This window comes from Streptomyces sp. NPDC048566 (genome assembly GCF_043199735.1).
Classification (GTDB): Bacteria; Actinomycetota; Actinomycetes; order Streptomycetales; family Streptomycetaceae; genus Streptomyces.
On the sequence record NZ_JBICWL010000015.1, the window covers coordinates 28888 to 52004 of the forward strand.

Consider the following 23117-nt stretch of genomic DNA (forward strand, 5'->3'; position numbering starts at 1 on the left):
GGGAGGGCCCGGCCGGGGCGGGGCGCGGACGGGCGGTGACCTGGGCGGGGTGACGGGGGCGGGAGGCGGTTCCCGGCAGCGGATACAGTCGGCCCCATGACCAAGTGGGAATACGCAACCGTGCCTCTGCTCGTCCATGCCACGAAGCAGATTCTGGACACCTGGGGCGAGGACGGCTGGGAACTCGTCCAGGTGGTGCCCGGCCCGAACAACCCCGAGCAGCTGGTGGCCTACCTGAAGCGCGAGAAGTCCGCGTGAGCGGGGCCGTCGAGGCGAGGCTCGCCGAGCTCGGGCTGACGCTGCCGAGCGTGGTCCCGCCGCTGGCCGCGTACCAGCCGGCGGTGCAGTCGGGCGTGTACGTGTACACCGCCGGCCAGCTGCCGATGGTCGACGGGAAGCTTCCGGTCACCGGGAAGGTGGGCGCCGAGGTCACCGCCGAGGAGGCCAAGGACCTGGCCCGGACGTGCGCGCTGAACGCGCTGGCCGCCGTGAAGTCGGTCGCGGGCGATCTGGACCGCGTCGCCCGGGTGGTGAAGGTCGTGGGCTTCGTCGCCTCGGCCGCGGACTTCACCGGGCAGCCGGGCGTGCTGAACGGCGCGAGCGAGCTGCTGGGCGAGGTGCTCGGCGACAAGGGCGTGCACGCCCGGAGCGCCGTCGGGGTGGCCGTGCTGCCGCTGGACGCGCCCGTCGAGGTCGAGATCCAGGTGGAGCTCACGCACGCGTAGCCGCGCCGCCCTCCCTCCGCGGGAGGGGCCGCCGGCCGCGGAGGCCCTCTCCGGGCCGCCCCGTGGCGGTCGCGCGGCGGCTTCGGGGCGACGCCGCCGGGCGGCGCCGTGCGGAGCGGAAGGGGCTGGTGGGGCGGTGGGGTCTCGAACATTCGCCCGGCTCGGGATAGCCTCCGGCCATGGGGAATGGGCAGTGGTTTCCTGCGGAGTGGCCGGAGCGGATCAGGGCTCTCGCCGAGGGCACGCTGACGCCGGTCGCGCCCCGGCGCGCGGCCACCGTGATCCTGGTCAAGGACGGCCAGGCCGGCCCCGTGGTGCACATGCTGCGCCGACGCGCCTCCATGGCCTTCGCCGGAGGCGCGTACGCGTATCCGGGCGGTGGTGTGGACCCCCGCGACGACGAGCGGCAGATCCGCTGGGCGGGCCCCCCGCGCGCGTGGTGGGCGCGGCGCCTGGGTGTGGACGAGCGGGCGGCCCAGGCCATCGTCTGCGCGGCCGTCCGGGAGACCTACGAGGAGGCGGGCGTGCTGCTCGCCGGCCCCGGCCCGGACTCCGTGGTCGGCGACACGACCGGTGACGACTGGGAGGCCGACCGGGCCTCTCTGGTGGCCAGGGAACTGTCCTTCGCCGAGTTCCTGACCCGCAGGGGCCTCGTGCTGCGCTCGGACCTGCTCGGAGCCTGGGCGCGCTGGATCACCCCCGAGTTCGAGTCCCGCCGCTACGACACGTGGTTCTTCGTGGCCGTCCTCCCGGAGGGCCAGCGCACTCGCAACGCCTCCACCGAGGCCGACCGGACCGTGTGGATCCGCCCGGCCGATGCGGCCGCGGGCTACGACCGGGGCGAGCTGCTGATGATGCCGCCCACCATCGCGACCCTGCGGAGCGTCGCGGACCACCCGAGCGCCGCCGACGCGCTCGCCGCGGCGCCGGCCCGCGACATGAGCCCCGTCCTGGCCCGCGCCCGCCTGGAGGGCGGCGAGGTCGTCCTCTCCTGGCCCGGACACGAGGAGTTCACCCGGCACGTCCCGACGGGCGGAGGCACCGCATGACCGACGCGGCCACCCTGCCGGGACAGCCCCGAGGCGGCGTCCTCTCGGGCCGTGCCACCGAGCGCGCGGTGAACGTCCTCGCCCCCAACGCCTCGGCCATGACCCTGGACGGCACGAACACCTGGATCGTGTCCGAGCCGGACTCCGCGCTCGCGGTGGTCATCGACCCCGGGCCCCTGGACGAGGCCCATCTGCGGAACGTGGTGGACACCGCCGAGAGGGCCGGCAAGCGCGTCGCCCTGACGCTTCTGACGCACGGCCACCCCGACCACTCCGAGGGCGCCGGACGGTTCGCGGAGCTGACCGGCACGACGGTGCGGGCGCTGGATCCTGCGCTGCGCCTCGGGGACGAGGGGCTCGCTCCGGGAGACGTCGTCGCCGTGGGCGGGCTGGAACTCGGCGTCGTCGCCACCCCCGGGCACACCGGGGACTCGCTGTGTTTCCATCTCCCGGCCGACCGCGCCGTCCTGACCGGTGACACCGTCCTCGGGCGCGGTACGACCGTGGTGGCCCACCCCGACGGCCGCCTGGGCGACTATCTGGACTCGCTGCGCAGACTGCGGTCCCTGACGGTCGACGACGGCGTGCACACCGTGCTGCCCGGCCACGGCCCGGTGCTGGAGGACGCCCAGGGCGCCGTCGAGTTCTACCTCGCCCACCGCGCCCACCGGCTCGCGCAGGTGGAGACGGCGGTCGAGGACGGCCACCGCTCGCCCGGCGAAGTCGTCGCCCACGTGTACGCCGACGTGGACCGCTCCCTGTGGCCGGCCGCCGAACTCTCGGTCCGGGCCCAGATGGAGTACCTGCGCGAGCACGGGCTCATCTAGTGCCGAGGCCCTAGCCGTACGGCCCTGTGCGGCTGCGGTGCGCTCACGGGGCGGCGATGGCGGGCAGAGCCGTGACGACGAGACCCGCACCGGCCCCCAACGGCGACGGCGGCGGGGCCGGCTTCCCCGAGGGAGAAGCAGAACCCCGCCGCCGTACGGCCGAACGGGTCAGCGCGAGCGCTTGGCGAGCCGCTCCACGTCGAGCAGGATCACCGCGCGGGCCTCCAGACGGAGCCAGCCGCGCCCCGCGAAGTCGGCCAGCGCCTTGTTGACGGTCTCCCGGGAGGCGCCGACCAGCTGGGCCAACTCCTCCTGGGTGAGGTCGTGCACGACGTGGATGCCCTCCTCCGACTGCACGCCGAAGCGGCGCGAGAGGTCGAGCAGGGCGCGGGCGACGCGGCCCGGCACGTCGGAGAAGACCAGGTCGGACATCTGGTCGTTGGTCTTGCGCAGGCGCCGGGCGACGGCGCGCAGCAGGGCGGCGGCCACCTCGGGCCGGGCGTTCAGCCAGGGCTGGAGGTCGCCGTGCCCGAGACCGAGCAGCTTGACCTCGGTGAGGGCGCTGGCGGTGGCCGTGCGGGGGCCCGGGTCGAACAGCGACAGCTCGCCGATCAACTCGCCGGGGCCGAGGACGGCCAGCATGTTCTCGCGTCCGTCGGGGGAGGTGCGGTGCAGCTTCACCTTGCCCTCGGTGACCACGTAGAGGCGGTCTCCGGGGTCCCCCTCATGGAAGAGAGCATCGCCGCGAGCGAGCGTCACCTCACTCATGGAGGCGCGGAGCTCCGCGGCCTGCTCGTCATCGAGCGCCGCGAAGAGCGGGGCGCGCCGCAGAACGTCGTCCACGAGTTCTCTCCTTGTCGACCTGCTCAGGGGATCTTGCTCCCCCTTGGTACCAGGGGACCGTGTTCCCCATCTTGCCGGACCGTCCAAACAGTGTGATCAGTCACAAGTCTGCCGCACGGGCGTGTCGGCGAGTGCGGCAGGGGGCCAATTGGGGGCCGATCTTCGGGGTCCGGGGCGGATGTCGGTGCCGGGCTCTAGGCTGGCCGGGTGTCCAAATCGCCGGTGAGAGCACAGGCCAAGGGGGCTGGGCGGATGGTTGTACGTCGTGATTCCGCCGTGGGCGAACAGGGCCCCGGTGGAACCAAGGAGCCGACAAAAGCGGCGAAGCCGGCGCCGGCCCGGAAGCCCGCCAAGAAGGTGACGTCCGCCAAGGCCGCGGCCGGCAGGCCGTCGGCGGCAGCCGCCGCGAGGAAGGCGCCCGCTGTGAAGGCGCCCGCGAAGACCACCGCGAAGAAGAAGGCGCCCGCGAAGAAGGCGGCCGCTACGAAGGTGCCCTCGAAGACCACCGCTGGGAAGGCGCCCGCGAAGTCCGCGGCCGGGACGGCGGCTCCCGCGCGGGCCGCCGCCGGAGGGAGCCGCCCCGCGCGCTCGGCTGCCGCGTCGCCGCCGCGGAACGAGTCGCACACCGCGCTCGTCCGCCGGGCCCGCCGCATCAACCGCGAACTCGCCGAGGTGTATCCGTACGCCCACCCGGAGCTGGACTTCCGCAACCCCTTCCAGTTGATCGTGGCCACGGTGCTGTCCGCGCAGACCACCGACCTCCGGGTGAACCAGACGACCCCGGCGCTCTTCGCCCGGTACCCGACCCCGGAGGACCTGGCGGAGGCGGACCCGGAGGCCGTCGAGGAGATCCTGCGCCCCACCGGGTTCTTCCGCGCCAAGACCAAGTCCGTCATAGGGCTCTCCAGAGCCCTGCGGGACGACTTCGGCGGAGAGGTGCCCGGCCGGCTGGAGGACCTCGTCAAACTGCCCGGTGTGGGCCGCAAGACCGCGTTCGTGGTGCTCGGCAACGCGTTCGGACGCCCCGGCATCACCGTGGACACCCACTTCCAGCGGCTGGTGCGGCGCTGGAAGTGGACCGAGCAGACCGATCCGGACAAGATCGAGGCCGCCGTCGGCTCGCTCTTCCCCAAGAGCGAGTGGACGATGCTGTCGCATCACGTGATCTTCCACGGCCGCCGCATCTGTCACGCCCGCAAGCCGGCCTGCGGAGCCTGCCCGATCGCGCCGCTCTGCCCGGCGTACGGGGAGGGCGAGACCGATCCGGAGAAGGCACGAAAGCTCCTGAAGTACGAGAAGGGCGGCTTCCCCGGCCAGCGGCTCGATCCCCCGCAGTCCTACCTGGACGCGGGCGGCATCCCCGCGCCCCCACTGGGCGCCGGATGACGGAACGAACACGGCCCCGGCGGGCGTTGGGAACAGCAGAACGGGGGTGGCGATGACACGCACGGGCAACACACGGGACGCGAGCGGCACGCAGGGCGGACAGGTGGACCTCTCCAAGGACGGGCTGCCCGCGTGGCTGGACCCGGTGGCGCGCGCCGCGGAGACGGTGGAGCCGCTCCAGCTGAGCCGCTTCCTGCCGCCGGCGAACGGCGCGGGCCGCCAGTCCGCCGTGCTCATCCTGTTCGGCGAGGGCTCCCGCGGCCCCGAGCTGCTGCTCATGGAGCGGGCCGGCACCCTCAGGTCGCACGCGGGGCAGCCGTCCTTCCCCGGCGGCGCGCTCGACCCCGAGGACGGCGACCCGGCGGGCGAGGGCCCGCTGCGCGCCGCCCTGCGGGAGGCGGAGGAGGAGACCGGCCTGGACCCGAGCGGCGTCCAGCTCTTCGGCGTCCTGCCCAAGCTGTACATCCCGGTGAGCCACTTCGTGGTGACCCCGGTCCTCGGGTGGTGGCGCCGGCCGACCCCGGTCGGCGTCGTCGACCCCGGCGAGACCGCTCGCGTCTTCACGGTCCCCGTGGCGGATCTCACGGACCCGGCCAACCGTGCGACCACCGTGCACCCGAGCGGCCACCGCGGCCCGGCATTTCTGGTCGAATCGGCCCTGGTCTGGGGTTTCACGGCCGGAGTGATCGACAAGATCCTGCATTACGCGGGGTGGGAGCGCCCGTGGGACCGGGAGAAGAAGGTCCCGCTCGACTGGCGCGCATGACAAGGTGACCTCCGTGAACGTGCTGGACATCCTGTTGCTGGTCGCCGCCGTGTGGTTCGCGATCGTGGGCTATCGCCAGGGCTTCGTCGTCGGCATCCTGTCGGTGATCGGCTTCCTGGGCGGTGGCCTCGTCGCCGTCTACCTGCTGCCGGTGATCTGGGGCTGGGCGACCGAGGACAGCGAGGTGAGCACGACCGCCGCCGTCGTCGCGGTGATCGTCGTGATCGTCTGCGCCTCCGTCGGCCAGGCCCTCACCACCCATCTCGGCAACAAGCTCCGCCGGTACATCACCTGGTCGCCCGCCCGCGCCCTCGACGCGACGGGCGGCGCCCTCGTGAACGTCCTGGCGATGCTCCTGGTGGCCTGGCTGATCGGTTCCGCCCTCGCGGGGACGACGCTGCCGACGCTGGGCAAGGAGGTCCGCAGTTCCAAGGTGCTGCTCGGGGTGTCCCGCGCGCTGCCCGCGCAGGCCGACACCTGGTTCGCCGACTTCTCCTCGGTCCTCGCGCAGAACGGCTTTCCGCAGGTCTTCAGCCCCTTCGCGAACGAGCCCATCAAGGAGGTCACGCCGCCCGACCCGGCGCTCGCCACCAGCCCCGTCGCCGCCCGCTCGCAGCGGTCCATCGTCAAGGTCATGGGCACGGCGCAGAGCTGCGGCAAGGTCCTCGAAGGCACCGGCTTCGTCTTCGGCCCGCGCCGGGTGATGACCAACGCGCACGTGGTCGGCGGAGTCGACGAACCGACGGTCCAGATAGGCGGAGAGGGCCGGAAGTACGACGCCAAGGTCGTCCTGTACGACTGGGAGCGCGACATCGCCGTACTCGACGTGCCGGGCCTGCGGGCGCCCGCGCTGCGGTTCAGCGCCGAGGACGCGAGCAGCGGGGACGGCGCGATCGTCGCGGGCTTCCCGCAGAACGGCTCGTACAACGTCCAGCCGGCCCGGGTGCGCGGTCGCATCACGGCCAACGGTCCCGACATCTACCACCGCAAGACGGTGCGCCGCGACGTCTACTCGCTGTACGCCACGGTCCGGCAGGGCAACTCCGGCGGCCCGCTGCTGACCCCGGAGGGCAGGGTCTACGGGGTGGTCTTCGCGAAGTCGCTCGACGACGCCGACACCGGCTACGCCCTCACCGCCGACGAGATCCGGCAGGACATCGCCAAGGGGCGGACGGCCAACCAGCAGGTGGACAGCGACAGCTGCGCGCTCTGACGGGGCCGCGGGCGCCGTAACGTCAGCCGCGGGGGTGGCGGATGCGCACCGACACCCAGCGGGCGCGGCGGCGCAGGATGTGCGGAATCCCCACGCGAGGATCGGCACCCGTCAGCTGCGGGGTGCCCCTCTGATGGGAGCTCAGACCCGAGGCCGAGCGGCGATTGCGTGCTGCGTCACTGTAGTCGTGCGTCCAGCCCATACCCCGACGTCTGCCCGGGCCCCAAGGTCCATAACCTCGCGCGGGGCCCCCAATTGGCCTATGCGCGAGGCAATTGGCTGTTCGATGAACGCGTGTTCATCGCTCATCCCTGGTGGACGCCACGGGCCGTGTCCGAACGGTTTCGGACGGCTGACCGGGTGTCACCGATCGGGTTCCGGGTCCTTCAGCCAGTTGATCAGTTCGGCGGAGAAGGCGACCGGATCCTCCTCGTGCGGGAAGTGGCCGAGCCCGTCGAACAGCCGCCAGCGGTAGGGCGCCTCGACGTACTGGCCCGATCCGGCCGCACTGCGGGTGCGCATCACCGGATCGAGCGAGCCGTGCAGGTGCAGGGTCGGCACCCGCACCGGCCGCTTCATCCGCCGGTTGAACTGGATGCCGTCCGGGCGCGCCAGGGACCGCACCATCCAGCGGTAGGGCTCGATGGAGCAGTGGGCGGTCGACGGGATGCACATGGCCCGCCGGTAGGTGTCCACGGTCTCGTCGTCCGGCTGACGGGGCCCCGACCACTCGCGCACCAGACGCCCCACCAGGGCGCCCTCATCGGCGACGAGTTGGCGCTCGGGGATCCAGGGGCGCTGGAACCCCCAGATGTAGGAGCCCGCCGCGCTCTGCCGGACGTCCGCGAGCATGGCGGACCGCCAGCGCCGCGGATGCGGCATGGACGCCACGGCGAGCCTGCGGACCAGCTTGGGGCGCATCGCGGCGGCGGTCCAGGCGAGGTAGCCGCCCAGATCGTGTCCGACCAGCGCCGCGTCGGGCTCGCCGAGGGAGCGGATGACTCCGGTGATGTCGAGCGCGAGGTTGGCGGGGTCGTAGCCGCGCGGGGTGCGGTCGCTGCCGCCGACGCCCCGCAGGTCCATGGCCACCGCGCGGTACCCGGCGTCGGCGAGCGCACCGATCTGGTGCCGCCAGGTCCACCAGAACTGCGGGAAGCCGTGCAGCAGCAGGACGAGCGGGCCGTCGCCGGCCTCGGCGATGTGGAAGCGGGCGCCGTTGGCGGCCACGTCCCGATGGGTCACCGCGCGTCCGCCGGGCAGGTCGATCCGAACGGCCGAGGCGGGTTGGGCCGAAGGTGTGGCGGGGTCCGTCATGAGGATGAGCGTGCCACAGCCTTGACAGCGTCCTCGACCGGCTCGGGCCGGGGGTGCGGCTTGGCGTTCGGCAGGACGCCCGCCGTCTCCTTCACGGAGGCGGCCACCTTCTGCGGGCCCTGACTCTTCTTCACCTTCTTCGCGAAGAACACGCCGATCAGGGCGAGTACGGCCGCGACCAGTACGTTCGCGGCGAACGACAGCAGGAAGCAGAGCGCGAGGTTCCAGTGGCTCCAGGTCCGGATGCCGTAGGCGAGGGCGAAGCTGAGCATCGGCAGGGAGAAGATCAGGACGGCGACGGCCGCCGAGAACGCCCCGCCACTGACGGCGCCGCGCTTGACGTCCTGCTTGAGCTGCGCCTTCGCCAGTGCGATCTCGTCGTGCACCAGGGCGGACATCTCGGTCGTCGCCGAGGCGAACAGCTGGCCGATGCTGCGTTCGGCGCCGACCGGGCTGCCGTCGGGTGCGCTCATCGCGATCTCCCTCTTCTGCATGTGTTTGTACGGTCGTGTCAGATCATGCCGGACCGTCGTTCCCCTCGCCTGCCCCACCCGCCACTTCGGCAAGCCTGCGGTGTTCGGCGGCCTTCCGGTCGTAGATCTCCGCCATGCGCAGGTGGTACGCCGGGTTGCCCTGCTCGTAGATGTCGGGGATGCCGTCGCGGTCCTCGTCGCGGTCCTCCGCCTCGCACATCGCACGGTACTTGGCGTTCCTGATCTTCAGCAGGGCGGTGGCGAGGACGGCCGCGATGAGCGAGCCGATCAGGACGGCGGCCTTGGTCTCGTCGGTGAGCGACCGGTTGCCGGCGAAGGCGAGTTCGCCGATGAGCAGCGAGACGGTGAAGCCGATGCCGGCCAGGGTGGAGACGGCGGCGACGTCCGCCCATTCGAGGTCGTCGCTGAGCGAGGCCCGGGTGAAGCGGGCCGTGAGCCAGGTGCCGCCGAAGATGCCGACGGCCTTGCCGACGACGAGTCCGAGGACCACGCCGAGGGTCTCGGGGCGGGTGAACACCTCGCCGATCGCCCCGCCGGAGATGGAGACGCCCGCGCTGAACAGGGCGAACAGCGGAACCGCGAGGCCCGCCGAGACCGGGCGCACCAGGTGCTCGATGTGCTCGCCGGGGGAGTGCTCCTCGCCCTCGACCCGGTGGCAGCGCAGCATCAGGCCCATCGCGACGCCGGCGATGGTGGCGTGGATGCCGCTGTTGTACATCAGCGCCCAGATGACGAGGGCGAGCGGGACGTAGACGTACCAGCCGCGTATGCCCTTGCGGAGCAGGAACCAGAAGACGCCGAGCCCGACGATCGCCCCCGCGAGGGCGGGGAAGTTGATGGACTCGGTGAAGAAGACCGCGATGATCAGGATCGCGAAGAGGTCGTCGACGACGGCCAGGGTGAGCAGGAAGGCACGGAGCGCGGACGGCAGCGACGTGCCGATGACCGCGAGGACGGCGAGTGCGAAGGCGATGTCGGTGGCCGTGGGGACGGCCCAGCCTTCGAGGGAGCCGCCGCCGGAGACGTTCGTGGCCAGGTAGACGGCGGCGGGGACGGCCATGCCGCAGATCGCGGCGGCCACCGGCAGCAGCGCCGCCTTGGGGTCGCGCAGGTCCCCGGCCACCAGTTCGCGCTTCAGCTCGATTCCGGCGACGAAGAAGAAGACCGCGAGCAGTCCGTCGGCAGCCCAGTGCTCCACGGACAGGTGCAGTCCGAGGGCGCTCGGCCCGAAGTGGAAGTGCGAGACGGTCTCGTAGCTCTCCCGGATGGGGGTGTTCGCCCAGAGGAGGGCGGCGATCGCCGCGATCAGCAGCAGGACGCCGCCGACGGTCTCGGCGCGCAGGGCCTCCGCGACGAAGTTCCGTTCGGGCAGGGACATCCGTCCGAGGAACTTGCGGGGGGTGGTGCGGGGCGCGGCCACGGGGAGGACCTCCGGTCGGGCAGGCAGGACTGAGTACTCGCCGACCAGACTTCCCGGCACACCATGATGGATCTTGTCGCGTCGTGGACTTTTTGCTTACTTTACCTAACGTGTGGCCCGGGTCGGCATCGGAGTGTTCAGATTACGGGCAAATCGGATGGGATGAGGTGTGCGAAGAGCGCGGGTGCCGGGGCGGGGAATGCGCCGCGGGTCCGCGCTGCGCGTCGCCCGTCAGGGGGGGGAGCGGAGGCCGGAGCCAGAGGTGCCGGACAGCGGCCGAGGGGTGGCGGAACGCCGGTGACCGGCGGTTCCGCCACCCCTCGGGGGGTCGTGCGGGAGGCTTCCCGCGTCAGTCCTCGCTGGGCGCGGCGGGTAGCTTCGCCTGGATCAGGTCCATCACCGTGGAGTCGGCGAGGGTGGTGACGTCGCCGACCGCCCGGTTCTCGGCGACGTCCCGCAGCAGACGGCGCATGATCTTGCCGGACCTGGTCTTGGGCAGTTCGGCCACCGGGAGCACGCGCTTGGGCTTGGCGATCGGCCCGAGGGTGGTGCCGACGTGGTTGCGCAGCTCGGCCACGAGCCCCTCGTCCTCGGCGGACGCCGTGCCGCGCAGGATGACGAAGGCGACGATGGCCTGCCCGGTCGTCTCGTCGGCGGCGCCGACGACGGCGGCCTCGGCGACGGAGGGGTGGGACACCAGAGCGGACTCGACCTCGGTGGTGGAGATGTTGTGTCCGGAGACCAGCATCACGTCGTCGACCCGGCCGAGGAGCCAGATGTCGCCGTCCTCGTCCTTCTTGGCGCCGTCGCCCGCGAAGTACTTGCCCTCGAAGCGCGACCAGTAGGTGTCGAGGAACCGCTGGTCGTCGCCCCAGATGGTGCGCAGCATCGACGGCCAGGGCTCGGTGAGCACCAGGTAGCCGCCGCCTCCGTCGGGCACCTCGTTCGCCTCGTCGTCGACGACGGTGGCCGCGATGCCGGGCAGCGGGCGCTGGGCGGAGCCGGGCTTGGCCTCGGTGACGCCCGGCAGCGGCGAGATCATCATGGCGCCGGTCTCGGTCTGCCACCAGGTGTCGACGATGGGCGTCCGGTCGGCGCCGATGTTCTTGCGGTACCACATCCAGGCCTCGGGGTTGATCGGTTCACCGACCGAGCCGAGGACCCGCAGCGACGACAGGTCGAACTTCGCGGGGATGTCGTCGCCCCACTTCATGAACGTGCGGATCGCGGTGGGCGCCGTGTAGAGGATGCTCACGCCGTACTTCTGGACGATCTCCCAGAAGCGGCCCTGGTGCGGGGTGTCGGGGGTGCCCTCGTAGATCACCTGCGTCGCGCCGTTCGAGAGCGGCCCGTAGGTGATGTAGGAGTGTCCGGTGACCCAGCCGATGTCGGCCGTGCACCAGTACACGTCGCTCTCCGGCTTCAGGTCGAAGACGGCGTGGTGGGTGTAGCTGGCCTGGGTGAGGTAGCCGCCCGAGGTGTGCAGGATGCCCTTGGGCTTCCCCGTCGTCCCCGAGGTGTAGAGGATGAACAGCGGGTGCTCGGCGCCGAAGGCTTCGGGGGTGTGCTCGGCCGACTGCCTGCCCACGACGTCGTGCCACCACACGTCGCGGCCCTCGGTCCAGGCCACGTCCTGGCCCGTGCGGCGCACGACCAGCACCGTGCCGACCCCGTCGACCCGGCCGACCGCGTCGTCCACGGCGGGCTTGAGCGCGGACGGCTTCCCGCGCCGGTAGCCGCCGTCGGAGGTGATGACCAGCTTGGCGTCGGCGTCCTGGATGCGGGCGGCGATCGCGTCGGCGGAGAAGCCGCCGAAGACCACCGAGTGCGCGGCGCCGATGCGGGCGCACGCCAGCATCGCGACGACGGCCTCGGGGATCATCGGCAGGTAGACGGCGACCCGGTCGCCCTTGCGCACGCCCAGTTCGGTCAGCGCGTTCGCCGCGCGGCTGACCTCGTCCTTCAGCTCGGCGTACGTGATGGCGCGGCTGTCGCCCGGCTCGCCCTCGAAGTGGATGGCGACCCGGTCGCCGTTCCCGGCCTCGACATGGCGGTCGACGCAGTTGTACGCGACGTTGAGCTCGCCGTCGGCGAACCACTTCGCGAACGGCGGGTTCGACCAGTCCAGCGTCTCGGTCGGCTCGGTGGCCCAGGTCAGCCGGCGGGCCTGCTCGGCCCAGAAGCCGAGCCTGTCAGCCTTGGCCTGCTCATACGCCTCCGCGGTGACATTGGCGTGTGCCGCCAGGTCGGCGGGCGGCGCGAACCTGCGCTCTTCCTTCAGCAGGTTGGCCAGGCTTTCGTTGCTCACGACATCTCCCTTTCCCAGGGTGTCCGTTGTGTCCCAGGCCACAGCTCATCAGACCGGGGGGCCCGGTGACAAGGGTCGTCCCCAAATTGGTTTAGACCTATTGCCGTCGTCGCTCCGGTCCCGCGGTGCGGCGATCCGTGCTCGCCGAGGGAGGCGGCCCGGCCGCCCCAAGAGATCACACGCGACCCGGGGGCCCGGTGACCGGGGCCCACTCCGAAGCACGGACGGCGCCGGAGCCCGGTTCACGGGGCGTGCGGCGGCGCAACGACATGCCGGGCCGGGCGTGTCGGGGCGGCTCGGCGAGAGGGGCGGGCGAGAGAGGGACGGGCGGGCGGTGAAGGGAGGCCGAGGGGATACGGGGGAGTGCGGGGGGAGACAGGGCGGACGGGGGCGCCGGCGGTCCGGTGTGGTGCGCGGCCTCGCCGACCGGGCCGCGCACCACCGCCCGTCACGCGGGACGCAGCTCGTCCACCGCTCCCACGTGGCCGAACAGCCCGGCCCCGTCACCCTCGTCGAGCAGATACGCCTGGGCCTCCCCGACGTGGAAGTACATCCCGTGCAGTTCGAGGGTGCCCGCGCGCAGCGCCTGGGTGACGCAGTCGTGCGCCCGCAGGTGCTCCAACTGCTGGACCACGTTGGTCAGACAGAGCTGCTCGACCTCGTCGGCGGGCGCCCGCCCGCTCAGCCGCGGCGCACGCCCCGCGTCCGCCGTCCGCTCGACGCTCGGCCGTCCGTGCCGCAGCCACCGCTTCAGCGGGGTGCGGGCGCCGTCGGGCTCCGACGTCAGCAGCGCCTGCATGGCCCCGCAACCGGAGTGTCCGCAGACGGTGATGGACCGCACGCCGAGCACCTCCACGGCGTACTCGATGGCGGCGCCCACCGAATCGTCCCCGTACTCCTCGCCGGGCAGTGGCACGAGGTTGCCCACGTTCCGCACGACGAACAGGTCACCCGGACCGCTGGAGGTGATCATCGACGTGACGAGCCGCGAGTCGGCGCAGGTGAGGAACAGCTGCGAGGGCCGCTGCCCCTCCCGTGCGAGCCGGGCCAGCTCCTCCCGCATCAGGGGCGCGGTGTTCCGCTGGAACGTGCTGATCCCGCGGGCCAGTTGGTGCCCGCTCGGCCGGGGTTCGGCCGCTTCCCGCGGGGGCTCCTCGGGCGGCGCCTCGGAGGTCGCGGACACCGCGACGGCAGGCGGGGCGGAGTCGTGGCAGTGGTGGTTCCGCCAGGGTGTCCAGGGGCGGCAGCGGCAGTGCCCGGACTCCGCCGGCTCCGCGATACGGGTCCCGGCCCGCCCGGTGATCTCCACCGTGGCGCCCTGGGCGCTGTGCGTGCCCTGCCAGTCGTGCAGCGACTCGTACGCGGCGTGGTCCATGAACGAGCCGTCCAGCTCCACGACCGTGTCGGCCCCGCGCGGGACGAGATGGAGCGCACGGCTGAGCCGCGGCACCGCGAGGAAGGTCAACTGGCCGCGCACGCGGATGTGGTGCACGCCCTCCCTCTCCTCGTGCGTGATGCGGGTGCGGGTCAGGCGGTGCAGGGCGACGCCGACGGCCACGCCGACGCCGAGCAGCACGCCCTGGAGGACGCCGAGGAACACGACGCCGAGTGTGGTGACGGCGTAGACCAGCACCTCGCGGTGACGGGTGACCGTGCGGATGTGGTGCAGGGACACCATCTGGATGCCGACGGCCATCACCAGGGCGGCGAGCGAGGCGAGGGGGATCAGCTCCAGGATCGGGACCATCAGCAGCGCGGCCACCACGACGAGAGCGCCGTGCAGCATCGTGGAGTTGCGGCTCACGGCGCCCGCCTGGACGTTCGCGGAGCTGCGGACGGCCACGCCCGCCACCGGCAGCCCGCCGAGGGCGCCCGAGACGACGTTCGCGGCGCCCTGGCCGAGCAGTTCCCTGTCGAGGTTGGATCGGCCCGCGCGGGCCTGCTGCTGCGGGCGGGAGCCGACCAGCTTGTCGACCGCGACGGCACCGAGCAGCGACTGCACGCTGCACACCAGCGTGACGGTGAGGACGGCGGCGACGACGCCGAGCACCGGCCCCTCCGGGAGTCCGGCGAGCGCGTGGCTGCTCCAGGAGGGCAGGTCGACGCGGGGCAGGGTCAGGCCGGCGAGCGAGGCGGTGGCGGTGGCGCCGGCGACCGCGACGAGCGCGGCGGGCACCTTGCGCAGCAGCCGGCCGGAGCGGCCCGGCAGCCGTGGCCAGGCGAACAGCAGGATCAGGGTCAGCACGCTCATCGACACCGCGGAGGGCCGCAGGTTGGCCACCTGGTCCGGGAGGCCGAGGAGGTTGTCGAGGACGGAACTCTGGGGAACGCCGCCGAGCACGATGTGCAACTGGGCCATGGCGATGGTGACGCCGATGCCGGCGAGCATGCCGTGCACGATCGCGGGGCTGACGGCCAGCGCGGTGCGGGCCACGCGGAGGCAGCCGAGGCCGAGTTGGGCCACTCCGGCGAGCACGGTGATGCCGCAGGTCGCCCGCCAGCCGTAGTGGTGGATCAGCTCGGCGGTGACGACGGTGAGGCCCGCGGCGGGGCCGCTGACCTGAAGAGGTGAACCTCCCAGGCGCCCCGCCACGAGTCCGCCGACGGCGGCGGCGACGAGACCGGCCTGGAGCGGGGCGTCCGTGGCAAGGGCGATGCCCAGGGACAGCGGGAGGGCGATCAGGAAGACCGCGATGGCGGCCGACAGATCCGCGCCCTCGACGCGGAACCGGCGGGGCGGGGTCGGCGGGGGGCTGTGGGGCGGGTGGACAGGTGCGGGCCGAGTGGGGTCGGCGGCGCGGGTGGGGACGCAGGCAGACATGTTCCCGTCTCCTCCGGGGCGGCGCGGTCGCGGAACAGGTGATCCCCCGTCCGGAAGGCGGGGGGCGGGTCGCGGCCGTGGGTCACGGCGTACAGCGGCGGGATTTTCAACGCTCGGTAAATGGATCGTAATGCCGAGTAAAGGCATCGTGCGGAAAAGCGGAGCAAATGGTGCATTGAATCACTCTCTGGAGTGAAGCGGTCATTTGATCGGCTTGTCGTACTTATTCCTTCTCGGTCTCGTGCCACCTTGGCGGCGCCGCGGCACAGCGCCGCACGTCCACCCATGACGCCCCGACCCAGGGGTGCCCGACCGAGGAAGAGGAGGGCGGAAGATGGCCGCCACCCAGAGGATCGCCGCGGGTGCAGCACTCGCCGCGGCCTGCGCCACGGCGCTCGCCGGCTGCGCCGGCGGCGCCACCCCGCCCCGCGAGACCCCGCACGCGGTCAAGAAGGCGGAGGGCGCGCCCGCCGCCCCCAAGGCCGCGGTCCGGCTGATCGGTGACGGTTCCACCTCGTACACCGGGGCGCAGCCGCACCTGCCCCGGCCCGAACGCCTGAAGCCCGGCCAGAAGCCGCCGCAGTTCGTGGTCTTCTCCTGGGACGGCGCCGGAGAGGACAGCCAGAAGCTGTTCTCGCACTTCCGGAAGGTCTCGAAGGCCAACAACGCGACGATGACCTACTTCCTGAGCGGCGTCTACATGCTGCCCGAGGGCAAACGCGAGCTGTACCACCCGCCGCAGCACTCGGCCGGCAGCTCGGAGATCGGCTTCAACGACCGGCAGGGCATCGAGGACACCGTGAAGCAGCTGCGCGGCGCGTGGCTGGAGGGCAACGAGATCGGCACGCACTTCAACGGCCACTTCTGCGGCAAGGAGGGCGGCGTCGGCCAGTGGTCGGTCGCGGACTGGAAGAGCGAGATCGCCCAGGCGAAGTCGTTCGTCAAGTCGTGGAAGACGAACGCGGGCCTGACGACGGAGTCGGCGCTGCCGTTCGACTACGACAAGGAACTCGTCGGTGCGCGCACGCCCTGCCTCGAAGGCCGCGAGAACTTCATGAAGGCGGCCCACCAGCTGGGCTTCCGCTACGACACCAGCGGCGTCAACAACCAGCTCTGGCCGCAGAAGAAGGAGGGGCTGTGGGACCTGTCGATGCAGCTCGTCCCCTTCCCCGGCCACTCCTACGAGCAGCTCACCATGGACTACAACTTCATGGTCAACCAGTCGGGCACCCAGACCCAGGGCGACCCGGACAAGCAGGAGTTCTGGGGCGACCAGATGCGCGACGGCCTGCTCCAGGGCTTCCAACGCGCCTACGACGGCAACCGCGCACCGCTGATCATCGGCAACCACTTCGAGTCCTGGAACGGCGGCACCTACATGCGTGCGGTCGACGAGGTGGTCGAGCGGGTCTGCACCCGGGCCGAGGTGCGCTGCGTGTCCTTCCGGCAACTCGCCGACTGGCTCGACGCCCAGGACCCGGCCACCCTCGCCAAGCTCCGTGACCTCCAGGTCGGCGAGGCTCCCCGGCAGGGCTGGGCCTCCTTCCTCTCCGCGAACCCCGCTCCGGCCCCGAAGGGCGTCCCCGGCGCTCCGGCGGCCCGGCGCTAGCGGCGCACCGGACCGGCCCCCGGCTCCCCCGGCCTGCGGCGGGAGCGGGGGGCCGGATGGTCGCTCAGGCCGTGGCCAGCGGGTGTTCGCCGAGGACGAAGCCGGGGTCGACCTGCCCGGCGAGGTCCGTGCCGGTCCGGGCGTTGCCCCAGCCGGCCGCGTTCTTCAGGTGGAAGTGGACCATCTGGCGGGTGTAGCGCTCCCAGTCGCGCAGCTCGTAGGTGGCGTCGGCCGCGTCGCGCAGCACGTGCAGGGAGCGGCTGTTGGCCTCCTCCAGGAGGTCGAAGCGGGGCGGCCGGCCCTTCTCCATGGCGCGCACCCAGTCCGAGTGCCCGACGGTGACCAGGAGGTCGTCGCCGACCTCCGAGCGCAGGAAGTCGACGTCGTCAGGGCCCTGCACCTTGTTGCCGACGACTTTGAGGGTGACGCCGAAGTCCCGGGCGTGCTCCTTGTACTGGCGATAGACGGAGACCCCCTTCCGGGTCGGCTCGGCGACGAGGAACGTGACGTCGAAACGGGTGAAGAGGCCGGACGCGAACGAGTCGGAGCCCGCCGTCATGTCGACGACGACGTACTCGCCCGCGCCGTCCGCCAGATGGTTCAGGAAGAGCTCCACCGCGCCGGTCTTGGAGTGGTAGCAGGCGACTCCCAGATCGGCCTCGGTGAACGGGCCGGTGACCATCAAACGGATCGTGCCGCCGTCGAGTTCCACCGGCCGGGCACAGGCGTCGTACACGGGGTTGGACTCGCCGACGCGCAGGAGCCGTGACCCCTCCCCGGGCGGAGTCGTCTTGATCATCGTCTCGGCGGAGGCGATCCGCGGGTTGGAGCCGCGCAGGTGGTCCTTGATGAGGGGCAGGCGCTCGCCCATGGCGGGGAGGGCCGCCGCCTCCGCTTCCTCCAGGCCGAGCGCGGCCCCGAGGTGCTGGTTGATGTCGGCGTCCACGGCGACGACGGGCGACCCGGACGAGGCGAGATGGCGGACGAACAGCGACGACAGGGTGGTCTTGCCGCTGCCGCCCTTCCCGACGAAAGCAATTTTCATGTTCACCAAGAGTAGTGGGTCGGTCGCTCCATGTGCTCGCACGCGTGAAGAAGGCCACTCCTTCGTGGGGCGGGGCCGCGGGGTGCGTAGGGTCGTACTCATGAGTACGACAGGTGCGTCCGCCGATCCGCTCGCGGCCCTGGCCTCGCTTCCCGGGGTGGCCGAGTCCGTGGAGTCCGTCCGCAAGGCCGTGGACCGGGTCTACGGGCACCGCATCATGCGGCGGCGCAGCAACGAGATCACGTCGGAGGCGGCGCTGCGCGGCGCCCGCGGCTCGGCCGCGGTGTCCGGGGCCGACTGGGCTCTGGAGGAAGTGCGCCGGCGTACGGATTTCAGCGCGGACGACCAGGCCCGCACGGTCGGCGCGGCCCTGCGGCTGTCCGCCGAGGCCGGTCAGCTCCTGTCCATCTGGCGGCAGTCGCCGCTGAGGGTGCTGGCCCGGCTGCACCTGGTGGCCGCCGCCGACCAGGGCGACGACACCGGCCGGCCGCGCCGGCACGGCGAGTCGGTCGACGAGCCCCTGGTGGAGTTGCCGCTACCGGACGCCGACGAGGTCGCCGGCCGGCTCGACGGGCTCGCGCGGCTGGTCATCGCGGGGGGTTCGGCGCCCGCGCTGGTCACCGCCGCCGTCGTGCACGGCGAGCTGATCGCCCTGCGTCCCTTCACGTCCCGCAACGGGCTGGTCGCGCGCGCGGCCGAACGCCTCGTGCTGATCGGCAGCGGCCTCGACCCCAAGGCGATCTGCCCGGCCGAGGTCGGCCACGCGGAACTGGGCCGCGCCGCCTACCTCGCGGCGCTCGACGGTTACGTCTCCGGAACGCCGGAGGGCATGGCGGCCTGGATCACCCACTGCGGCAGGGCCGTGGAACTCGGTGCGCGGGAGTCGGCGGCCGTCTGCGAGGCGCTCCAGCGCGGCGCGGCCTGACCGGACGCCCGGTTCGCCCCCGAGCGTGGAGAACTCCCCGAACAGGGTTGCGGCGGTACGAGGACTCGTACCGCCGCTGGCATGTTCACCGGGTTACCAAGCGTCCTCGTGATGATGCCCATCAGGTCGGGATCTTCTGCCCGTCACCTGGTGCGGCTGGCCCGTAATCGACGGGTCGACGTCGCGTGGGTGCTCGATGTCCATGCTCGGTCCGTGGGGCCGAAATGCCGTGGAAGGTGATCCTCGCGGATGTCCTTGGTCTCGCGGGCCGTTAACCCCTTTGTACTCCTGGTCCGAAGGAAGCGAAACCCCTGACCGGACTTCTTTGCCTTTGGGGTCGAATGGTGCGAAAGGGTGCGCGCTGGGCGCGAGGTGCTCGTCCATCCGCACCTGCCCGGGCCGGCCGCCGCCGCGGTCACACGGCCGGTGCCCTGCGCCTGCTGGCGTACCAGACGAGACCGGCCGTGGCCGCGGCTGCGCCTATGGCCGCCGCCGCGACCAGGGCGGGCCGGGGTGGCACGGACAGGTTGGGAAGCCGCTGCTTGAGGCGGACGGGCCGGTGGAAGTCCAGGACCGGCCACGAACGGGCCGCCGCCTCGCGGCGCAGCGCGCGGTCAGGGTTCACGGCGTGCGGGTGGCCGACCGACTCCAGCATCGGCACGTCGGTCGCCGAGTCGCTGTAGGCGTAGCAGCGGGAGAGGTCGTAGCCCTCGGACGCGGCGAGGTCCCTGATCGCGTCGGCCTTGGTCGGTCCGTAGGCGTAGTACTCGACCTCGCCGGTGAAGCAGCCGTCCTCGCCCACGACCATGCGGGTCGCCACCACGCGGTCCGCGCCGAGCAGTTCACCGATCGGCTCGACCACCTCGGCGCCGGACGTGGACACGATCACGACGTCCCGTCCGGCGGTGTGGTGCTCCTCGATGAGGGAGGCCGCCTCGTCGTAGATGATCGGGTCGACGAGGTCGTGGAGCGTCTCGGCGACGATCTCCTTGACCTGCTGGACGTTCCAGCCGCGGCACATCGCCGACAGGTACTTGCGCATCCGCTCCATCTGGTCGTGGTCGGCCCCACCGGCCAGGAACACGAACTGGATGTACGCGGTCCGCAGCGCGGCCCTGCGGTTGATCAGTCCGCCTTGGTAGAACGACTTGCTGAACGCGAGCGTGCTCGACTTCGCAATGACCGTCTTGTCCAGGTCAAAGAAGGCGGCTGTACGAGGCAAGGAGTGGTTTTCCACGAGGTCGAGCATAGGGCCCACCATTCGGCGTAAGGTGAGGCGCGTGGGTTTGCTTGAGAAGGCTCTCGGGTACACCATGGAAGTCACGGATCGTTCGCGACCGTGCTAACCCGGTCCGACTCCTCCCCCCCCGAGTCGGCCGTGGGGACGACCCCCGCTCTCCCCCCCGGCGGGGGTCGTCGCATGTCCGGACGGGTTTTCGTCTTCTTTCGCGCGGCCCCGGTGCCTCCCCGGCACTCGTGGTGCCGCGTTTTTTCGTGCCCGTCATCGGTCACTGCGCGTAGTCGCAGCGCTGCTCTGTGGAAGTCGGAGAGAGCCCACCGGTAAGGGTGAAGGCGATATTCACAGCCGTCGAGTTGTCCACAGTTTTCGACCAAGATCCACACGATTTCCGGGATCGCTGCACCGTGATTCCCACGCGCTCCGCTCGGCGCCCGTTCACGGCGGGTTCCGTTTGTCGGATGCGTTTGGCCGGTTCGTAACGGCCGTTCATATGGGCGCCGCCCGGCGGCTCTTCATACGAGCGGGAATCGCGGGGCCCCTGGAGGGCCTCGCGCAGGAAGCAGCGAAGGAGGCTGGGGATCGTGGCGGGAACCATCACGCACGACCGCCCGCCCGCCGCCGACGGGCGGCAGGGCGGACCGTTGATCGTCACCGAGGACGCCGTACTGCTGGACGACCTGCTCCGCCTGTGCGCGGCGGCGGGCGCCCGGCCCGAGGTCCACCACGGCGTTCCGGAACACAGGGACGGCTGGGAGGCGGCACCCCTCGTCCTGGTCGGCGACGACGCCGCACGGCGGGTGCGCGGAGCCCCCCGGAGAAGGGGGGTGGTGCTGGTCGGCCGCGACCAGGACGACTCGGGGGTCTGGCGACGGGCCGTGGAGATCGGGGCGGACCACGTCCTGATGCTGCCGGACGGCGAGCAGTGGCTGGTCGACCGCATCGCCGACGTGGCCGAAGGGGTCGGCAGGCCCGCCCTCACCGTCGGGGTGCTCGGCGGGCGCGGCGGCGCCGGGGCGTCCACGCTGGCCTGCGCCCTGGCCCTCACCTCCGCGCGCCGGGAGCGGCGCACCCTGCTCGTGGACGCGGATCCGCTGGGCGGCGGGCTCGACGTCCTGCTGGGAGGGGAGGCGGCCGAGGGGCTGCGCTGGCCGGCGTTCGCGGGGTCCCGGGGCAGGGTCGGCGGAGGAGCCCTGGAGGAGTCGCTGCCCGCCCTGCACGCTCTGCGGGTTCTCAGCTGGGACCGGGGCGAGGCGGTGGCGGTCCCGCCCCGCGCGGTACGGGCGGTCCTGGCCGCGGCCAGGCGGCGGGGCGGCGCCGTGGTCGTCGACCTGCCCCGCCGTGTCGACGAGGGGATCGCGGAGGTGCTGGCCCAGATCGACGTGGGGCTTCTGGTGGTGCCGGGCGAGCTGCGCGCGATCGCCGCCGCGGGGCGGATGGCCTCCGCGGCGGGCATGGTCCTGCGCGATCTGCGGGTCGTGGTGCGCGGCCCGTTCGCCCCGGGGCTGGACGGACCCGAGGTGGCCCGGCTGCTCGGCCTGCCCCTGGCGGGCGAAGTGCCCTACGAAGCAGCTCCGTTGGACGGAGCGGCGCCGCCGGGGAGTGCGGCACGCGGCCCGCTGGCCCGGTTCTGCGCGGCCTTCTGGGAGCGGATTCCGGTCGAGGGAGGCGTCGCATGAACAGGGGACACCACGCGGGAACGAGCGGCCGGGTCCGGCCTGGCCGCTGGACGGGGGCCGCGCTGGAAGCGCCGCGCGATGGCCGGCCGCACGGACGGTCCGCGGTGCCGGGCGACCCCCTGCCCGCCCCGCCCGGACCACCTGGTGGGTGGGAGGAGGAGACCTGGGAGAGCCCGTACCGAGCGGACCGGCCCGCGGGCTCCCGGGGAGGCCTCGGCGGTGTTCCGACCGGGCGGGCGCCGACGTGGGCCGAGGGATGCGGCGCATCCATCGGGGCGGGGTGGCGGTCCGAGCCGGACGGCCCCGCGGAGTTGCTGGACGGCGTGCGGCAGTGGCTCGCCGAGAGCGGCTGCGAACCGACCCCCGCACGCGTGGCACAGGCGCTGCGCGAGCAGGGACGGGTGCTCGGGGACGCCGAAGTCCTGGGCGCGGCAGAGCTGTTGCGGTCGGAGCTGGTCGGCAGCGGACCCCTGGAGCCGCTGCTCGCCGATCCGTCGGTGACCGACGTCCTGGTGTCCGCTCCCGACCGGGTGTGGGTGGACCGGGGCGGCGGCCTCGAACGGACCTCGGTGTCCTTCCCCGACGCGGCGGCGGTACGACGGCTCGCGCAACGCCTCGCGGCCGTGGCGGGCCGGAGGCTGGACGACGCCCGGCCGTGGGTGGACGCCCGGCTGCCCGACGGGACACGGCTGCACGCGGTGCTGCCGCCGGTGGCCGTCGACTCCACGTGCCTCTCGCTGCGGGTCGTCCGCCCACGCGCCTTCACGCTCGCCGAGCTGGTGGCGGCGGGGACGGTGCCCCCGGGCGGGGACCGGGTGCTCACAGCGCTGCTGGAGGCCCGGCTGTCCTTCCTCGTCAGCGGGGGCACGGGCACCGGCAAGACGACGCTGCTCAGTGCCCTGCTGGGGCTCGTGGGCCCGGGCGAGCGGATCGTGCTGGCCGAGGACTCGGCCGAGCTGAGGCCCGACCATCCGCACGTGGTGCGCCTGGAGGGCCGGCCGGCCAACCAGGAGGGGGTCGGGCTCGTCACCCTCCAGGACCTGGTGCGCCAGGCCCTGCGGATGCGGCCCGACCGCCTGGTCGTCGGCGAGGTGCGCGGGCCGGAGGTCGTCTCGCTGCTGGCCGCGCTGAACACGGGCCACGAGGGCGGGTGCCTGCCCAAAACATACACGCGTGCCGTGCACGTCGGCAGGTGCATGGAAGCCCCGCCTGTGACCCACGGGGGGTAGGCCACAGACGGGGCAGGTACCGGCGCACTGAGCGGTGTTGCTCGCCGTCGCTCAGCGGGCCGGAGTCACCACCTGATCGGTTCAGCGTCTCCGCCGACGCACACCGGGCACGGGCGCTTGAACGTCCACCGGCACAGTTCGCAGCCAGCGAATCCGCAGCAGCCGTCACACCAGATGGCACGGTGACCGGCGCACGCGCCGCAGAGGTCCCCGTCCGTCCACAGCGA

General features: G+C 72.4%; 19 protein-coding genes and 1 pseudogene. 11 read left to right on the forward strand and 9 right to left on the reverse strand.

Annotated elements, in window-relative coordinates; all coding sequences use genetic code 11:
- Positions 1-96 precede the first annotated feature (96 nt).
- From ACGFS9_RS22005 to ACGFS9_RS22020, 4 genes are all read left to right on the forward strand, one after another.
- Positions 97-258, forward strand: coding sequence for a DUF4177 domain-containing protein (locus ACGFS9_RS22005; protein WP_075033571.1), 162 nt, complete (start codon positions 97-99; stop codon positions 256-258).
- Positions 255-725: a RidA family protein gene (locus ACGFS9_RS22010; protein ID WP_393255413.1), complete on the forward strand. Its 471-nt coding sequence runs from the start codon at positions 255-257 to the stop codon at positions 723-725. Before ACGFS9_RS22005 ends, ACGFS9_RS22010 begins: the two co-directional genes overlap by 4 nt.
- A 179-nt stretch (positions 726-904) precedes the next feature.
- Positions 905-1774 carry an NUDIX hydrolase gene (locus ACGFS9_RS22015; protein ID WP_393255415.1) on the forward strand — a complete coding sequence of 290 codons (870 nt, stop codon included), beginning with the start codon at positions 905-907 and terminating at the stop codon, positions 1772-1774.
- Entirely contained in the window at positions 1771-2601 is an 831-nt protein-coding gene (locus tag ACGFS9_RS22020) for an MBL fold metallo-hydrolase (RefSeq protein ID WP_393255417.1), read from the forward strand. Before ACGFS9_RS22015 ends, ACGFS9_RS22020 begins: the two co-directional genes overlap by 4 nt.
- A 168-nt stretch (positions 2602-2769) precedes the next feature.
- Here ACGFS9_RS22020 and ACGFS9_RS22025 read toward each other — a convergent pair whose 3' ends face one another.
- On the reverse strand, positions 2770-3444 hold the full coding sequence (locus ACGFS9_RS22025) for a Crp/Fnr family transcriptional regulator (RefSeq protein WP_016642758.1): 675 nt from the start codon (positions 3442-3444) through the stop codon (positions 2770-2772).
- Positions 3445-3696: 252 nt separating this feature from the next.
- On the opposite strand from ACGFS9_RS22025, the gene nth reads away from it, so the two are divergent.
- Genes nth through ACGFS9_RS22040 form a run of 3 tightly spaced genes read left to right on the forward strand, consistent with a single transcriptional unit; the run spans position 3697 to position 6809 of the window.
- Positions 3697-4830: an endonuclease III gene (gene nth, locus ACGFS9_RS22030; RefSeq protein WP_393255419.1), complete on the forward strand. Its 1134-nt coding sequence runs from the start codon at positions 3697-3699 to the stop codon at positions 4828-4830.
- Positions 4831-4882: 52 nt separating this feature from the next.
- Entirely contained in the window at positions 4883-5596 is a 714-nt protein-coding gene (locus ACGFS9_RS22035; RefSeq protein WP_393255420.1) for an NUDIX hydrolase, read from the forward strand.
- Positions 5597-5609: 13 nt separating this feature from the next.
- On the forward strand, positions 5610-6809 hold the full coding sequence (locus ACGFS9_RS22040; protein ID WP_393255422.1) for a MarP family serine protease: 1200 nt from the start codon (positions 5610-5612) through the stop codon (positions 6807-6809).
- 22 nt (positions 6810-6831) lie between these two features.
- Here ACGFS9_RS22040 and ACGFS9_RS22045 read toward each other — a convergent pair whose 3' ends face one another.
- From ACGFS9_RS22045 to ACGFS9_RS22070, 6 genes are all read right to left on the reverse strand, one after another.
- A complete protein-coding gene (locus ACGFS9_RS22045; protein ID WP_393255423.1) occupies positions 6832-7011 on the reverse strand; it encodes a hypothetical protein in 180 nt (59 codons plus the stop codon).
- A gap of 161 nt (positions 7012-7172) precedes the next feature.
- Positions 7173-8123 carry an alpha/beta fold hydrolase gene (locus ACGFS9_RS22050; RefSeq protein WP_393255424.1) on the reverse strand — a complete coding sequence of 317 codons (951 nt, stop codon included), beginning with the start codon at positions 8121-8123 and terminating at the stop codon, positions 7173-7175.
- The gene (locus ACGFS9_RS22055) at positions 8120-8596 is read right to left on the reverse strand and encodes a phage holin family protein (protein ID WP_393255576.1); all 477 of its coding nucleotides are present in this window, start codon (positions 8594-8596) and stop codon (positions 8120-8122) included. Before ACGFS9_RS22055 ends, ACGFS9_RS22050 begins: the two co-directional genes overlap by 4 nt.
- Positions 8597-8639: 43 nt before the next feature.
- Positions 8640-10037: a Na+/H+ antiporter NhaA gene (gene nhaA, locus ACGFS9_RS22060; RefSeq protein WP_393255426.1), complete on the reverse strand. Its 1398-nt coding sequence runs from the start codon at positions 10035-10037 to the stop codon at positions 8640-8642.
- Between the two features lie 349 nt (positions 10038-10386).
- Entirely contained in the window at positions 10387-12387 is a 2001-nt protein-coding gene (acs, locus tag ACGFS9_RS22065; protein WP_393255428.1) for an acetate--CoA ligase, read from the reverse strand.
- Between the two features lie 406 nt (positions 12388-12793).
- Positions 12794-15166, reverse strand: coding sequence for a bifunctional SulP family inorganic anion transporter/carbonic anhydrase (locus ACGFS9_RS22070; protein WP_393255430.1), 2373 nt, complete (start codon positions 15164-15166; stop codon positions 12794-12796).
- A 334-nt stretch (positions 15167-15500) separates the two neighbouring features.
- Between ACGFS9_RS22070 and ACGFS9_RS22075 the strand changes: the two genes are divergently transcribed.
- Positions 15501-16775, forward strand: coding sequence for a hypothetical protein (locus ACGFS9_RS22075; protein WP_393255432.1), 1275 nt, complete (start codon positions 15501-15503; stop codon positions 16773-16775).
- A 64-nt stretch (positions 16776-16839) separates the two neighbouring features.
- Here ACGFS9_RS22075 and ACGFS9_RS22080 read toward each other — a convergent pair whose 3' ends face one another.
- Entirely contained in the window at positions 16840-17820 is a 981-nt protein-coding gene (locus ACGFS9_RS22080) for an ATP-binding protein (protein ID WP_393255434.1), read from the reverse strand.
- Between the two features lie 100 nt (positions 17821-17920).
- Here ACGFS9_RS22080 and ACGFS9_RS22085 point away from each other — a divergent pair, with 100 nt between their 5' ends.
- Positions 17921-18745 (forward strand): oxidoreductase, encoded by an 825-nt coding sequence (locus ACGFS9_RS22085; RefSeq protein WP_393255435.1) that lies wholly within the window; start codon positions 17921-17923, stop codon positions 18743-18745.
- A 415-nt stretch (positions 18746-19160) separates the two neighbouring features.
- Here ACGFS9_RS22085 and ACGFS9_RS22090 read toward each other — a convergent pair whose 3' ends face one another.
- Positions 19161-19994 (reverse strand): HAD family hydrolase, encoded by an 834-nt coding sequence (locus tag ACGFS9_RS22090; RefSeq protein ID WP_393255437.1) that lies wholly within the window; start codon positions 19992-19994, stop codon positions 19161-19163.
- A gap of 572 nt (positions 19995-20566) precedes the next feature.
- On the opposite strand from ACGFS9_RS22090, the gene ssd reads away from it, so the two are divergent.
- Positions 20567-21661, forward strand: coding sequence for a septum site-determining protein Ssd (gene ssd, locus ACGFS9_RS22095; protein WP_393255439.1), 1095 nt, complete (start codon positions 20567-20569; stop codon positions 21659-21661).
- Between the two features lie 269 nt (positions 21662-21930).
- Positions 21931-22815 (forward strand): annotated as a pseudogene (locus ACGFS9_RS22100) (TadA family conjugal transfer-associated ATPase); the annotation flags it as partial.
- Positions 22816-23117 lie beyond the last annotated feature (302 nt).

Excerpts from the sequence above, each read along its gene's own strand:
- ACGFS9_RS22005 (WP_075033571.1), top strand. The coding sequence starts at position 97 with ATGACCAAGTGGGAATACGCAACCGTGCCTCTGCTCGTCCATGCCACG.
- ACGFS9_RS22015 (WP_393255415.1), top strand. The coding sequence starts at position 905 with ATGGGGAATGGGCAGTGGTTTCCTGCGGAGTGGCCGGAGCGGATCAGG.
- ACGFS9_RS22020 (WP_393255417.1), top strand. The coding sequence starts at position 1,771 with ATGACCGACGCGGCCACCCTGCCGGGACAGCCCCGAGGCGGCGTCCTC.
- nth (WP_393255419.1), top strand. The coding sequence starts at position 3,697 with ATGGTTGTACGTCGTGATTCCGCCGTGGGCGAACAGGGCCCCGGTGGA.
- ACGFS9_RS22035 (WP_393255420.1), top strand. The coding sequence starts at position 4,883 with ATGACACGCACGGGCAACACACGGGACGCGAGCGGCACGCAGGGCGGA.
- ACGFS9_RS22045 (WP_393255423.1), bottom strand. The coding sequence starts at position 7,011 with ATGGGCTGGACGCACGACTACAGTGACGCAGCACGCAATCGCCGCTCG.
- ACGFS9_RS22050 (WP_393255424.1), bottom strand. The coding sequence starts at position 8,123 with ATGACGGACCCCGCCACACCTTCGGCCCAACCCGCCTCGGCCGTTCGG.
- ACGFS9_RS22055 (WP_393255576.1), bottom strand. The coding sequence starts at position 8,596 with ATGAGCGCACCCGACGGCAGCCCGGTCGGCGCCGAACGCAGCATCGGC.
- ACGFS9_RS22070 (WP_393255430.1), bottom strand. The coding sequence starts at position 15,166 with ATGTCTGCCTGCGTCCCCACCCGCGCCGCCGACCCCACTCGGCCCGCA.
- ACGFS9_RS22075 (WP_393255432.1), top strand. The coding sequence starts at position 15,501 with ATGGCCGCCACCCAGAGGATCGCCGCGGGTGCAGCACTCGCCGCGGCC.
- ACGFS9_RS22080 (WP_393255434.1), bottom strand. The coding sequence starts at position 17,820 with ATGAAAATTGCTTTCGTCGGGAAGGGCGGCAGCGGCAAGACCACCCTG.
- ACGFS9_RS22085 (WP_393255435.1), top strand. The coding sequence starts at position 17,921 with ATGAGTACGACAGGTGCGTCCGCCGATCCGCTCGCGGCCCTGGCCTCG.
- ACGFS9_RS22090 (WP_393255437.1), bottom strand. The coding sequence starts at position 19,994 with ATGCTCGACCTCGTGGAAAACCACTCCTTGCCTCGTACAGCCGCCTTC.